This window comes from Pantoea sp. C1E2 (assembly GCF_056491465.1).
The window spans coordinates 1495667-1509034 of record NZ_JBSZHT010000002.1; the positions used below are offsets into that span (position 1 = coordinate 1495667).

Genomic DNA, 13368 nt, shown 5'->3' on the forward strand with positions numbered 1-13368 from the left:
CAGTACTTACTCGCTGAGGACGTCGTCTCCATTGACTAACGTCTTAGTGATTTGATAATCGCGGGTAAAGACAGTGAGGTTAGCGACTTTTCCTGCTGTCACTGAACCCAGCTGTTTTTCCACACCCATTGCCTGGGCTGGGTAAAGCGTTGCCATGCGCAATGCTTCATCCAGCGCGATACCGCAATGTTCTACGCTGTTCTGTACCGCTTCAATCATAGTCAGCGCAGAACCGCTCAGGGTACCGTTTTCGTCAACGCAAAGGCCGTCGCGATAGTATATTGTTTTGCCTGCAAAAATGAATTGATCAATCGACGCGCCGGCCGGTGCGGTCGCATCCGTTACCAACACCAGCTTGTCACCTTTGATGCGCTTTGCATTGCGCACGTTAGCGTAATGGACATGTAAACCATCCGCAATGATGCCGCAGTATACATCAGGTGAATCAAACAGCGCACCGATCAGACCAGGCTCACGTCCGGCGAAGGTCGGCATGGCATTATAGAGATGAGTAGCAAAAGAGACACCCGCACTAAAACCGGCTTTGGCTTCTTCATAAGTGGCATTTGAATGTCCCGCAGACACAATAATGCCAGCGTTACGCAGTTTGCCTATTACTTCAGCACCGGCATTTTCTGGCGCCAGCGTGACTTTGGTGATCACATCCGCGTTGGCGCAGAGAAAGTCCACCATCTCCGCATCGGGCAGACGAATCAAATCTGGATTGTGAGTGCCTTTTTTGGCTTTGTTCAGCCAGGGGCCTTCAAGATGCAAACCCAGCGCCTGATTCTGATGTTTGGCCTGGTAGGCGCGCATGGTTTCAATGGCACGCTTCATCAGTTCATTGGTGCTGGTGATCAACGTTGGCAGATAGCTGGTGCAGCCTGATTTTTCATTGGCACGCTGCATGATTTCCAGCGTTTCGACGCTCAGTGCGTCGATATCATCGTTAAACTGCACACCGCCGCAGCCGTTGAGCTGCAAATCAATAAATCCGGGAGCGATAAACGCACCAGCCACATCCTGCTGTGCAATCGTTGCGTCAAGCGCATCTCGTGGGCACACGCGCTCAATCAGGCCATCCGCAATCACCACTGCATGATTGTCCAGAATTTCATGACCAGTAAAAATCCGGCCGTTCACTAATGCGTACATCGTTTTTCTCTCCCGGCTAAGCCTGCCACTTTAAAGCGGCAGGTTTTTCACAACGTGTTTTCACACACCCTTCATATTTTCCGCTTCCATTTCGCGGAAATATTTCACGGTTTTCACTTTGAGTTCCATGGTAGCTGGCTCGTCACACACCACCACGGATTTCGCATGCAACTGCAGGCAGCTGATGGTCCACATATGGTTAACGTTGCCTTCCACGGCAGCCTGCAACGCCTGTGCTTTCAGATGGCCCGTCACCAGAATCATCACTTCTTCAGCATCCAGCAGCGTACCCACACCCACGGTCAGGGCGTATTTTGGCACCTGATCGACATCGCCATTAAAGAAGCGTGAGTTGGCTAAACGGGTATCGTGCGTCAGGGTTTTGATACGCGTACGTGATGAAAGGGAGGAGGCTGGTTCATTAAAAGCAATGTGCCCATCGTTACCGACGCCGCCCATAAACAGGTTAATTTTACCGTAAGCGCGCATCTTCTCTTCGTATTGGCGACATTCTGCGTCAATATCTGGTGCATTGCCATTCAGAAGATTGATATTTTCTGGTTGGATATCAACGTGATCGAAAAAGTTACGATACATGAAGCTATGGTAGCTTTCAGGATGCTCTTTTGGCAGGCCGACGTATTCGTCCATATTGAAGGTCACCACGTGCTTAAAACTAACCTGGCCCGCTTTGTGCATGTCAATCAGGTGCTTGTAAGCTTCCAGCGGCGTACCGCCGGTGGGCAAGCCCAGCACGAAGGGACGTTCTGCGCTAGGCTTAAACGCGTTAATGCGGTTAACAATGTGGCGTGCAGCCCATTTACCCACCTGGGTCGGTGTGGCCAAAGGGATCAGTCTCATGTCTTCACCTCAATTAAGATTAGGAAAATGTTGTCGCCGATGCTGGTTTAGGTTGCTGCCATTAAGCGTAATCCGTTTAAGCGTAACCAGCAGGGAAAAGTGCGACTTGATATTTTTCATCATAAAATAAGTTTGTGGTGGTGGCTAGCATTTCGCAGGAATAAACGTCCATTATGGTGATTAAAGTCACAGTTACTGTGGTTTTAATTTGCGAGGCGAATTAATTTATCTTTACACTGCGCCTCGTGGTGAAAGATGTCATCAAGGTACCGAGCGTAGGGATAATAAAATCAACCCGCGCTACGGCAAAACGCCAGTCTCATAGGGGGAGAAAAAGGTGAGTATTTTAGGATATCTGCAAAAGGTCGGCCGCGCGCTTATGGTGCCGGTAGCGACACTGCCGGCAGCGGCAATCTTGATGGGGGTAGGGTATTGGATTGATCCAGATAGCTGGGGTGCAGGTAATGCGCTGGCAGCACTGTTGATCAAGTCGGGTTCTGCCATTATCGAAAATATGTCCGTGCTGTTTGCCATTGGTGTGGCTTACGGTATGTCGAAAGATAAAGATGGTGCGGCCGCGTTAACCGGCTTCGTCGGCTTCCTGGTGGTGACGACACTCTGTTCGCCAGCCGCCGTATCTATGATTCAGAAGATCCCGGTCGATCAGGTGCCTGCTGCCTTCGGCAAGATCAATAACCAGTTCGTGGGTATTCTGGTCGGTATTCTCTCCGCTGAAGTGTACAACCGCTTTAGCCATGTTGAGCTGCCCAAAGCGCTGTCGTTCTTCAGTGGCCGACGTTTGGTGCCGATCCTCGTCTCCTTCCTGATGATCGTCGTGGCGTTCATCCTGATGTACATCTGGCCGATCATCTTCGGCGGCCTGGTGAACTTCGGTGAGCACATTCAGAAAATGGGCTCAGTGGGCGCAGGCGTGTACGCCTTCTTTAACCGTTTACTGATTCCGGTCGGTCTGCATCACGCACTGAACTCCGTGTTCTGGTTTGACGTGGCAGGCATTAACGATATTCCTAAGTTCCTCGGCGGTGCACAATCTATCGCTAATGGCACGGGTATCCCGGGCATCACCGGTCGCTATCAGGCGGGCTTCTTCCCGATCATGATGTTTGGCTTGCCGGGTGCAGCATTGGCTATCTTCCACTGCGCACGCCCAGAAAACCGCGCTAAAGTCGGTGGTATCATGCTGGCTGCTGCGTTCGCGGCCTTCTTCACTGGTATCACTGAACCGCTGGAATTCTCCTTCATGTTCGTAGCGCCAGTGCTGTATGTGATCCATGCGGTATTGACGGGTATCTCCGTATTTATCGCCGCGAGCATGCACTGGATTGCCGGCTTCGGCTTCAGTGCCGGGCTGGTGGATATGGTGCTGTCAACGCGTAACCCGCTGGCAGTGAATTGGTGGATGTTGATCCCACAAGGCCTGGTGTTCTTCGCCATCTACTATGTGGTGTTCCGTTTCACTATTCAGAAATTCAATCTGATGACGCCGGGTCGTGAATTGTCTGCAGGCGATGAAACTGACGGCTACGACGTCAACGTCGACCATAGCGGTAACGGTGAAAGCCAGACAGAATCACTGGCACGTCGTTACATTGCAGCCATCGGCGGTTCAGACAACCTGACCAACATCGATGCCTGTATTACCCGTCTGCGTCTGAACGTCAAAGACTCTGCTCAGGTGAATGAAGGCGTGGCGAAACGTTTAGGCGCATCCGGTGTGATTCGACTGAACAAGCAAAGCGTACAGGTGATTGTCGGTACGCAGGCTGAAAGTATCGCCACCGCGATGAAAACGGTATTGAGCAAAGGCCCGGTTGCGGCGGCTTCCGCTCCTGCAGCCGCTGCTGCACCTGTCGCGGCAAAACCACAAGCCGTGCTGAACACCGAAAAAGCAGTCATCGCTACGCTGGTGGCACCGGTGACCGGTGAGATCGTCTCACTGGATGCCGTGCCGGATGAAGCCTTCGCCAGCAAAGCCGTGGGTGATGGCCTGGCAATCAAGCCAACCGACAAAACGGTGGTGGCACCAATTGCCGGTACCGTGGTGAAAATCTTCAACACCAACCATGCGTTCTGTCTGGAAGCGGCCAACGGCGTCGAGATCGTGGTGCACATGGGTCTGGACACGGTCGCGCTGGAAGGTAAAGGTTTCACACGTCTGGTGGAAGAGGGTGCAACCGTCACCGCCGGTCAACCGATTCTGGAGATGGATCTGGACTTCCTCAACGCCAACGCGCGCTCAATGATTAGCCCGGTGGTCGTCAGCAACAGCGATGATTTCGCCGGACTGAATCTGCTGGCAAGCGGTTCGGTGGTTGCAGGTGTGACACCGCTGTATGAAGTGAAAAACTAAGTCCTTGTGATTTAGTCAGAAGGCAGGAAGCAATTCCTGCCTTTTTTGTTTTAAAACGACCAACAAACGGTTGTTTCCCTCCTGCGCTTTGTGGATCATACTCCGTTACTTCGTGGTACAAATCACCCGCTATTGTTTTGAGGATTTTGAGATGAGTGAGGCTGAAGCCCGCCCAACGAACTTTATTCGTCAGATCATCGACGAAGACTTGGCGAGCGGTAAGCACAGCAGTGTGCATACCCGTTTCCCGCCTGAGCCCAATGGTTACCTGCATATTGGCCATGCGAAATCTATCTGCCTGAACTTTGGTATCGCCCAAGATTATCAAGGACAGTGCAACCTGCGTTTTGACGACACTAACCCGGTGAAAGAAGACCTGGAGTTCGTTGAATCCATCAAGCGTGACGTGCAATGGCTGGGCTTTGAGTGGAGCGGCAACATTCGTTACTCCTCAGACTACTTCGACCAACTGTTTAATTACGCCGTTGAGCTGATCAATAAAGGTCTGGCTTACGTTGATGAGTTGTCGGCGGAAGAGATCCGTGAATATCGCGGCACTCTGACTGCGCCTGGCAAAAACAGCCCGTACCGCGATCGCAGCGTGGAAGAGAACTTAGCGCTGTTCCAGAAAATGCGTGATGGCGGTTTTGAAGAAGGTAAAGCCTGTCTGCGTGCCAAAATCGACATGGCATCCAGCTTCATCGTGATGCGTGATCCGGTGCTGTACCGCATTAAGTTTGCCGATCACCATCAGACCGGTAACAAGTGGTGCATCTACCCGATGTACGACTTTACACATTGCATTTCGGATGCGATCGAAGGCATTACGCACTCACTGTGTACGCTGGAGTTCCAGGACAACCGTCGTCTGTACGACTGGGTGCTGGATAATATCACCATTCCTCAGCATCCGCGTCAGTACGAATTCTCGCGTCTGAATCTGGAATACGCGGTGATGTCGAAGCGTAAGCTGACGCAGCTGGTCACCGAGAAAGTGGTGGAAGGCTGGGACGATCCGCGCATGCTGACCGTTTCCGGTCTGCGTCGTCGTGGTTACAGCGCGGCTTCCATTCGTGAGTTCTGCCGCCGTATCGGCGTGACCAAGCAGGACAACATCGTTGAGATGGCGTCGCTGGAATCCTGTATTCGTGACGATCTCAATGAAAACGCCCCGCGTGCGATGGCCGTGCTTGATCCGCTGAAAGTGGTGATCGAAAACCTGCCAGCCGGTCATGAAGAAACGCTGACCATGCCTAATCATCCGAATAAACCGGAGATGGGCACGCGTGAAGTACCTTTCAGCCGCGAAGTGTGGATTGATCGTGCTGACTTCCGTGAAGAAGCCAACAAGCAGTACAAGCGCCTGGTGCTGGGTAAAGAAGTGCGTCTGCGTAATGCTTACGTGATTCGCGCGGAGCGCATAGCGAAAGATGAAGAGGGTAATATCACCTGCATCTACGCCACCTGTGATGTGGACACGCTGAGTAAAGATCCGGCAGACGGCCGCAAAGTGAAAGGGGTTATCCATTGGGTTTCTGCCATTCACGCGCTGCCTGCGGAGTTCCGTCTTTACGATCGCCTGTTCAGCGTGCCAAATCCGGCCGCGGCTGAGGATTTCCTGACCACCATCAACCCAAATTCGCTGGAAATCAAACAGGGCTTCGTCGAGTCTGGTCTGCGAGATGCAGCGGTAACGGCTGCGTATCAATTTGAACGCGAAGGCTACTTCTGTGCCGATAGCGTTTATTCGCAGCCCGGTAAGCCGGTGTTTAACCGTACGGTGGGGCTACGCGATACCTTCGCGAAAATTGGCGAGTAATGTCATTCGTCGATAGCACAATATGATCATGAAAGGGCGAGCAATCGCCCTTTTTTATTGCCTGTAATCCGCCCTGGGCAATCAATTATGCTGAAGGCGGTAAAGTGTGCTTATTGTCTCATTTTGCGACAATTCTGACTTTAGCAAAATTAACCCATTTGCGAGTGTGAAAAATTGTATTTCAGGTAGGCTATGCGCTCTCAACAGAGCTCTGCGGGTTATCAAAGGAAAAAAAATGACAAGTCTCGCCCTGGAAGCTAAGCATAGCGTGGTGGTATTACATCAGCTTATTGAACGTGTTTTTAACCAGGCAGAAGGCAGTGATGACAGCATGGAACTGCTTTTGTCATACTTTCACCCGGATTTCAAAATGGTCACCCCGCTGGGTAAGCAGCTGGATCTGAATGAGACAGAAGTGCTGTTTCGCAAACTGCACGGTCAGCGGGAAGGAATGCGCATTGCCACCAGCGAGCATGTCATCATTTCGCAACAGAGTGATGAAGTGACGATTCAATATCGTGAGTTACAAATGTTGAACGGCACCAATCAAACGCGCATTTCTCTGGCTGTACTGGATTGCAGCACTACCATTCCCCGCTGGCGTTATCTGCACGAAACCTTTATCGCTTGATAACAGGCATAAAAAAACCGGTGACAAGCACCGGTTTTTTTATATTGCATAGCACACTCAATTACTTATCGTGGAGCGTATCGTCTTCGCGGCAGTCTCCCAGTGCACAGTGACCGTACAAGTACAGGCTGTGGTTGCTGAGTTTGATGCCATGGCGAGTAGCAATCTCACGCTGACGCGTTTCGATTGATTCATCGCTAAATTCGATCACTTTGCCACAATCCAGGCAGATCAAGTGGTCATGATGATGTTGCTGAGTCAGTTCGAATACGGATTTTCCGCCTTCGAAGTTATGACGGGTGACGATACCCGCGTCATCAAATTGGTTAAGAACGCGATATACCGTTGCCAGGCCAATCTCTTCGCCCATATCGATCAGGCGCTTATACAAATCTTCCGCACTGACGTGATGGGACTCGGGGCCAGGTCCCTGAAGCACTTCCAAAATTTTCAATCTTGGCAGAGTGACTTTCAGGCCAGCCTTCTTCAATGCGGAGTTGTTGTCAGTCATTCGGATATTGTCCTGTTACTTTGCATGTCACTTACGGCGCAGGGGCCTTGAATGTTTAGGTCACGCGTATTCTCATTTGCGTCTCATTATAGAACTCAAGCAGTGAAATGAAAACCAGGGTGTCGCGCAAATCAACAAAATTCGTAAGGATAAATATCGCTACGTTAGCGCGTAACAGTGTGGTTTGGATTTCCATTTCACTCAGCCTCAGTCAACAATCAGAGGAATAAGCGGATGACCATTGCGGGTATTCTACAGATTTGCGGGGAAAAGTTAAAAAACCCTGACTATTATTTTTATAGGAAATTCCTTTGCCCCAATGTGAGCCAGCGCTCACATTGGGGCGGCGAGGCATCAGGCTTCGATGATCTCTTTTAACTGCAGTTCATCAAAAATCTGCTTCACCCAGGCGTCAACACGTTCATTGGTCAGCTCAGGTTGACGATCTTCGTCAATCGCCAGGCCGAGGAAGTGTTTGTCGTCTGCCAGACCTTTTGAGGCTTCAAAGTGATAGCCCTCGGTAGGCCAGTGTCCGACAATCACCGCGCCGTTTGGCTCAATGATGTCGCGAATCGTGCCCATCGCATCACAGAAGTACTCTGCATAATCTTCCTGGTCGCCACAGCCAAACAGTGCCACCAGTTTGCCGTTGAAGTCGATCTCTTCCAGAGTAGGGAAGAAGTCATCCCAGTCACACTGTGCTTCGCCGTAATACCAGGTAGGAATGCCCAGCAGCAGGATGTCGAACGCTGCGAGATCTTCTTTGGTGCTCTTAGCAATGTCATGCACTTCGGCGACATCTTTACCCAGTTGTTTCTGGATCATTTTTGCAATGTTTTCAGTGTTGCCGGTATCGCTGCCGAAGAAAATGCCTACGATTGCCATGGGTTAAGTAACCTCTTAAAGCCTGATTGTGAGAGTAAGTCAATTGACTGCACATGTTAGCGAATGATAGCAGACCGTTGAAAAGGGCGGAACGAGTAAAGCCTGAACTTTGTGTTCCTGCGTGCGGTCAGCGCGCTAAGACAGTTTGAGTTGTGCCAGCAGCATTTGTTCAATCAATTCGCTGCGGCTGATGTTTTGTTGCTCGGCCAGCGTATTCAAGGCGTCAACCGCCTCGCTGGACATTTTCAGCTCGACACGACGCAGCCCCCGCACTTTATCGCGCTTGAGCTGGTTACGTTTGTTGATACGCAACTGTTCGTCACGTGTCAGCAGGCTGGTTTTAGGGCGACCGGGACGCCGCTCGTCTGCAAAAAGATCAAGCGTGGTACGGTCTGTCTGTTCTTTTGCCATGATTTGTGAAACTGAGTGGGCGCGAACGGCGGAAAGGCGCTGCGCGATTTATACATTATCGGCCCGACCGCGGTGAAAAAATCATCCGCGGCAAATTTTTAGCGCGACATCATACTTCAGCGCACTCTGTGACGCCAACCCTAAACCGTAAACGGCAAGCTTTTGCTTTTACAGGTTAAAAAAGCGGCGAACTGCGCGCAATACTGCATCAGGTTTTTCAGCGTGCACCCAATGACCGGCACCGCTGATGACGTGCGCATGCGCCTGCGGGAACTGGCGCAACAGTGCATCGCGGTGCTGATTGTCGAGGTAAGGGGAGTCGCCACCGCGAATAAACAATGCGGGATGTGGCCAGACCGGAACCTCTTCCCAGCCAGAAATGGTGGTGTAGTGGTCCCACAGCACCGGCACATTAAAGCGCCATTCGCCGTCCACGAAAGACTTGAGAATAAACTGAATCACCCCCTCTTCAGCGACATGTTGACGCATCACTTCCGCCGCTTCACTGCGACGCGCCACGCCTGCAGCAGTGACCGCACGAATGCCGGCAAAGATCTCATCGTGACGACGAGTTTGATAATCCACGGGGGCGATATCAATCAGCACCATCTTCTCGATACGTTCCGGTGCCACCGCACTCAGTGCCATGGCGATCTTACCGCCCATCGAGTGGCCTATCACGCCGGCACGTTCTATCTGATGTGCATCCAGCGTCTCCACGATATCTTGTGCCATAGCATGATAATTCATCACCTCACTGCGCTCAGATAAACCATGGTTGCGCACGTCCACTTGCAACGTGGGGCGAGCATCTCGTACGCCGCGCGCCAACACGCCAAGGTTATCCAGGCTGCCAAAAAGGCCATGAATTAACAGAATAGGGGGAGCTTCAGGGGTAGATTGTTCAGTTTGCAGACGGGCGTTCAAAATCATGGCTAAAGTTCTTACGGTTGTGACCTTGGCTTAGGGTATCATGGATTCACCTGTCCAGGAGCCAGCCGGCCAGGCATTAGGGCATATTCCGACTTTTGCCCTGAAACGACGCCAGCGCTATCGGCTGCCACGGATTTAACTTTATAATCCTTATGTTAGAGCCCGCTCACGTTTTGCACTGCTCGATTTTGCTAAGGCCGTTGCAATAATGCGTGGTTCTGTCATTTGCCAGAATTGTACGGAATAAGATGAAAACGATTGAAGTTGACGAAGAACTCTACCGTTATATTGCCAGCCACACGCAACACATTGGTGAAAGCGCATCGGATATTTTGCGCCGCATGCTGAAGTTTACCGCGGGCCAGAGTGCACCTGTGGCACCTGTGGCACCTGTCGCTACGACGGCTGCTAAAGAAGCACAGCCAGCGCGTAACGAAGCGCGTCCTCAGGATCGCGTACGTGCCGTGCGTGAACTGCTGCTTTCCGATGAGTATGCCGAGCAGAATAAGGCGGTTAATCGCTTTATGCTGGTACTGTCAACGCTCTATCGTCTTGATCCAGCTGCATTTGCTGAAGCCACTGCCTCGTTGCAGGGCCGCACTCGTGTTTACTTCGCGGGTGACGAGCACACGCTGCTGCAAAATGGCACCCATACTAAGCCGAAGCACGTTCCCGGCACGCCGTACTGGGTGATCACCAATACCAATACAGGCCGCAAATGCAGCATGGTGGAACACATCATGCTGGCTATGCAGTTCCCACAGGAACTGACAGAGAAAGTTCGCGGCACCATTTAAACTGAAGCGTCAGGGAGAAGCGCCAATGGCCAATCACCCCCGTGCCGGGCAGCCTGCCCAGCAGAGCGATTTGATTAACGTTGCACAATTAACCTCGCAGTATTATGTCCTGAAGCCCGATGCGGCGAACCCGGACCATGCGGTGAAATTTGGCACTTCTGGCCACCGCGGCAGCGCGGGACGTCAAAGCTTCAATGAAGTGCACATTCTGGCGATTGCGCAAGCCATCGCAGAAGAGCGCAAAAAGAATGGCATCACCGGTCCGTGCTACGTGGGTAAAGATACTCACGCATTGTCTGAGCCGGCGATCTTGTCAGTACTGGAAGTGCTGGCAGCGAACGGTGTGGATGTGATCGTGCAGCAGGATAATGGCTACACGCCAACGCCAGCGATCTCCAATGCCATTCTGGAACACAACAAACGTGGTGGTGCGCAGGCGGATGGCATCGTTATCACGCCTTCGCATAACCCGCCAGAAGACGGTGGCATCAAGTACAACCCACCAAACGGTGGCCCGGCTGATACCAACGTCACCAAAGTGGTGGAAGACCGCGCCAACCAGCTGATCAAAGGCGAGTTGAACGACGTGAAACGTCTGCCGCTTGATCAGGCCTGGGCGAGCGGCCATATCGTTGAGCAGGATCTGATTCAACCGTATGTGGAAGGTCTGGCTGAAGTCATCGACTTCCCGGCAATCCAGAAAGCGGGCCTGAAAATCGGCGTTGATCCGCTAGGTGGTTCCGGTATCGCTTACTGGCAGCGCATCGCTGAGCATTACAAGCTGGATCTGACCATCGTTAATGATGCTGTCGATCAGACTTTCCGCTTCATGCATCTGGATAAAGATGGCGTGGTGCGTATGGACTGTTCTTCTGAGTGTGCGATGGCCGGTCTGCTGGCGTACAAAGATAAGTTCGATCTGGCGTTCGGTAACGATCCGGATTACGACCGTCACGGCATCGTCACGCCTGCTGGCCTGATGAACCCGAACCATTATCTGGCCGTTGCCATCAATTACCTGTTCCAGCATCGCCCGCAGTGGGGCAAAGATGTGGCCGTGGGTAAAACGCTGGTCTCCAGCGCGATGATTGACCGCGTAGTGAATGATATCGGCCGCAAGCTGGTTGAAGTTCCAGTTGGCTTCAAATGGTTCGTTGATGGCCTGTTTGACGGCAGCTTCGGTTTTGGCGGCGAAGAGAGCGCGGGTGCTTCCTTCCTGCGCTTCGATGGCTCAGCCTGGTCAACCGATAAAGACGGTATCATCCTGTGTCTGTTGGCAGCGGAAATCACCGCCGTTACCGGCAAGAATCCGCAGCAGCACTATGACGAACTGGCTGAACGCTTTGGTGCGCCAAGCTATAACCGTCTGCAGGCGCCGGCGACCTCTGCGCAAAAAGCTGCACTGTCTAAGCTGTCACCAGAAATGGTGAGTGCTGACACACTGGCGGGCGATCCGATTACTGCACGTCTGACCGCGGCACCAGGCAACGGCGCGTCAATCGGCGGTCTGAAAGTGATGACGGAGAACGGCTGGTTTGCTGCACGTCCGTCAGGCACCGAAGACGCCTACAAAATCTATTGTGAAAGCTTCCTCGGCGCTGAGCATCGCCAGCAGATCGAGAAAGAAGCGGTAGAGATTGTCAGCGAAGTGCTGAAAAACGCGTAATTAAACGTTGAGGCGCGCTATGTGCGCCTTTTCACGCGGTTTCATAGAACGACCCACGTAACAACATGGGTCGTTTTTTTATGGCATAAACCGATAGCCGATACCGGTTTCGGTCAGCAGATGGCTCGGCTGCGTGGGATTGGTTTCCAGCTTCTGGCGCAGATGTCCCATATAAATGCGCAGATAGTGGCTGTGCTCCACCGCATTCGGCCCCCAGACCTGATTGAGTAACTGACGCTGCGTCAGCACTTTTCCGGCATTGTTCAGCAACAAACTCAGCAGGCGAAACTCGGTGGGCGTCAGATGAATTTCCTGTTCGTTACGCAGCACGCGGCGCGCGGCCAGATCGACACTCACTTCACCAAATTTCACTATCGGTTCAGGCTGGTTGCTTTGATGGCGACGCAACGCCACGCGCACGCGGGCCAGCAGCTCGCCAATGCCAAACGGCTTGGTCAGATAGTCATCAGCACCGGCATCCAGTGCATCGATTTTGTCCTGCTCATCACTGCGCGCAGACAGCACAATCACTGGCATGCTGCTCCACTGACGCACTTCACGAATAAAGTCGTTGCCGTCACCATCGGGCAGTCCAAGGTCGAGGATCACCAAATCCGGCTTTCGCGTAGCCGCTTCAATCAGCCCGCGCTGTAATTGCTCCGCTTCCACAATTTTCAGACCTTCGCTTTCCAGCGCCAGGCGCACGAAACGGCGAATTTCTTTTTCATCTTCAACAATCAAGATGGTCGTCACGCTGACTCCTGCCACAGGTAAAGTTAACACGGCACTTTATCAAGAATCGGACACCGCGTCCGTCATGATGTTTGTAACCTCGTAATATCTCGCTGTTTACAATTATGTAACTTACTTTCAGGCAATGCCGAAAAGCACAAAAAAAGACCAAGATTAGTGGTCGGATGAGTAGTAAAATTACACAACTAAGCGTAATATCTGAGACAGATCACATTTCAACGCAAAATTTACCCCAGGAGGCAATCATGTATCAGGCATATCCACTTTATAAAATCGTGTTGCGCCGTGTGCTGGCGGTATTGGTTGGCATACTTGCCTTGCCCGTCATGTTGTTCCGCCAGGATCGTGCTCGTTTCTACAGTTATCTGCACCGCATCTGGTGTAAGACCAGCACCAAGCCAGTCTGGCTGGCGCAGACAGAAGCGATAGGCAGCATTCACTGGTAAGCGCTCTCTCGACTCTCTAAGAACCCGGCAGCTTCAATGAAGCGCCGGGTTTTTTTATTCTAAACTTTATCGGTATTCCCCCGGTTACCCGCTGTTATCCCTCGCCGTTTCAGCTACACTTAAACCTCT

General features: G+C 52.1%; 13 protein-coding genes. 6 read left to right on the top strand and 7 right to left on the bottom strand.

The features are described from left to right. Positions 1 to 6 precede the first annotated feature (6 nt). Positions 7 to 1155: an N-acetylglucosamine-6-phosphate deacetylase gene (nagA, locus tag ACXI0A_RS07275; RefSeq protein WP_224930085.1), complete on the bottom strand. Its 1149-nt coding sequence runs from the start codon at positions 1153 to 1155 to the stop codon at positions 7 to 9. A gap of 60 nt (positions 1156 to 1215) precedes the next feature. Then, positions 1216 to 2016 carry a glucosamine-6-phosphate deaminase gene (nagB, locus tag ACXI0A_RS07280; protein ID WP_224930082.1) on the bottom strand — a complete coding sequence of 267 codons (801 nt, stop codon included), beginning with the start codon at positions 2014 to 2016 and terminating at the stop codon, positions 1216 to 1218. Positions 2017 to 2359: 343 nt separating this feature from the next. On the opposite strand from nagB, the gene nagE reads away from it, so the two are divergent. The 3 genes from nagE to ACXI0A_RS07295 all read left to right on the top strand — a co-directional run bounded on the left by nagE (position 2360) and on the right by ACXI0A_RS07295 (position 6837). Beyond that, positions 2360 to 4387, top strand: a complete 2028-nt coding sequence (gene nagE, locus ACXI0A_RS07285) for an N-acetylglucosamine-specific PTS transporter subunit IIBC (RefSeq protein WP_224930331.1) — start codon at positions 2360 to 2362, stop codon at positions 4385 to 4387. 151 nt (positions 4388 to 4538) lie between these two features. Then, on the top strand, positions 4539 to 6206 hold the full coding sequence (gene glnS, locus ACXI0A_RS07290; RefSeq protein ID WP_476149618.1) for a glutamine--tRNA ligase: 1668 nt from the start codon (positions 4539 to 4541) through the stop codon (positions 6204 to 6206). A 235-nt stretch (positions 6207 to 6441) separates the two neighbouring features. Further along, on the top strand, positions 6442 to 6837 hold the full coding sequence (locus ACXI0A_RS07295) for a hypothetical protein (protein WP_224930076.1): 396 nt from the start codon (positions 6442 to 6444) through the stop codon (positions 6835 to 6837). 61 nt (positions 6838 to 6898) lie between these two features. Here ACXI0A_RS07295 and fur read toward each other — a convergent pair whose 3' ends face one another. The 4 genes from fur to ybfF all read right to left on the bottom strand — a co-directional run bounded on the left by fur (position 6899) and on the right by ybfF (position 9577). Next, positions 6899 to 7348, bottom strand: coding sequence for a ferric iron uptake transcriptional regulator (gene fur, locus ACXI0A_RS07300; protein WP_007890672.1), 450 nt, complete (start codon positions 7346 to 7348; stop codon positions 6899 to 6901). Between the two features lie 354 nt (positions 7349 to 7702). Continuing rightward, positions 7703 to 8233, bottom strand: coding sequence for a flavodoxin FldA (fldA, locus tag ACXI0A_RS07305; protein WP_034829111.1), 531 nt, complete (start codon positions 8231 to 8233; stop codon positions 7703 to 7705). Between the two features lie 135 nt (positions 8234 to 8368). After that, positions 8369 to 8644 carry a LexA regulated protein gene (gene ybfE / locus ACXI0A_RS07310; RefSeq protein ID WP_034829114.1) on the bottom strand — a complete coding sequence of 92 codons (276 nt, stop codon included), beginning with the start codon at positions 8642 to 8644 and terminating at the stop codon, positions 8369 to 8371. A 168-nt stretch (positions 8645 to 8812) separates the two neighbouring features. Then, the gene (gene ybfF, locus ACXI0A_RS07315) at positions 8813 to 9577 is read right to left on the bottom strand and encodes an esterase (RefSeq protein ID WP_224930073.1); all 765 of its coding nucleotides are present in this window, start codon (positions 9575 to 9577) and stop codon (positions 8813 to 8815) included. A 248-nt stretch (positions 9578 to 9825) separates the two neighbouring features. Here ybfF and seqA point away from each other — a divergent pair, with 248 nt between their 5' ends. Both seqA and pgm read left to right on the top strand, forming a co-directional pair. Beyond that, positions 9826 to 10374 carry a replication initiation negative regulator SeqA gene (seqA, locus tag ACXI0A_RS07320; RefSeq protein WP_476149616.1) on the top strand — a complete coding sequence of 183 codons (549 nt, stop codon included), beginning with the start codon at positions 9826 to 9828 and terminating at the stop codon, positions 10372 to 10374. A 25-nt stretch (positions 10375 to 10399) separates the two neighbouring features. Then, a complete protein-coding gene (gene pgm, locus ACXI0A_RS07325; RefSeq protein ID WP_224930066.1) occupies positions 10400 to 12040 on the top strand; it encodes a phosphoglucomutase (alpha-D-glucose-1,6-bisphosphate-dependent) in 1641 nt (546 codons plus the stop codon). Between the two features lie 78 nt (positions 12041 to 12118). Here pgm and kdpE read toward each other — a convergent pair whose 3' ends face one another. Next, positions 12119 to 12793 carry a two-component system response regulator KdpE gene (kdpE, locus tag ACXI0A_RS07330; protein ID WP_224930064.1) on the bottom strand — a complete coding sequence of 225 codons (675 nt, stop codon included), beginning with the start codon at positions 12791 to 12793 and terminating at the stop codon, positions 12119 to 12121. A gap of 245 nt (positions 12794 to 13038) precedes the next feature. Here kdpE and ACXI0A_RS07335 point away from each other — a divergent pair, with 245 nt between their 5' ends. Continuing rightward, entirely contained in the window at positions 13039 to 13239 is a 201-nt protein-coding gene (locus ACXI0A_RS07335; protein WP_200578570.1) for a YbfA family protein, read from the top strand. Positions 13240 to 13368 lie beyond the last annotated feature (129 nt).

Coding starts and splice junctions, on each gene's coding strand:
- nagA (WP_224930085.1), bottom strand. CDS start 1,155: ATGTACGCATTAGTGAACGGCCGGATTTTTACTGGTCATGAAATTCTG.
- nagB (WP_224930082.1), bottom strand. CDS start 2,016: ATGAGACTGATCCCTTTGGCCACACCGACCCAGGTGGGTAAATGGGCT.
- glnS (WP_476149618.1), top strand. CDS start 4,539: ATGAGTGAGGCTGAAGCCCGCCCAACGAACTTTATTCGTCAGATCATC.
- ACXI0A_RS07295 (WP_224930076.1), top strand. CDS start 6,442: ATGACAAGTCTCGCCCTGGAAGCTAAGCATAGCGTGGTGGTATTACAT.
- fur (WP_007890672.1), bottom strand. CDS start 7,348: ATGACTGACAACAACTCCGCATTGAAGAAGGCTGGCCTGAAAGTCACT.
- fldA (WP_034829111.1), bottom strand. CDS start 8,233: ATGGCAATCGTAGGCATTTTCTTCGGCAGCGATACCGGCAACACTGAA.
- ybfE (WP_034829114.1), bottom strand. CDS start 8,644: ATGGCAAAAGAACAGACAGACCGTACCACGCTTGATCTTTTTGCAGAC.
- ybfF (WP_224930073.1), bottom strand. CDS start 9,577: ATGATTTTGAACGCCCGTCTGCAAACTGAACAATCTACCCCTGAAGCT.
- seqA (WP_476149616.1), top strand. CDS start 9,826: ATGAAAACGATTGAAGTTGACGAAGAACTCTACCGTTATATTGCCAGC.
- pgm (WP_224930066.1), top strand. CDS start 10,400: ATGGCCAATCACCCCCGTGCCGGGCAGCCTGCCCAGCAGAGCGATTTG.
- ACXI0A_RS07335 (WP_200578570.1), top strand. CDS start 13,039: ATGTATCAGGCATATCCACTTTATAAAATCGTGTTGCGCCGTGTGCTG.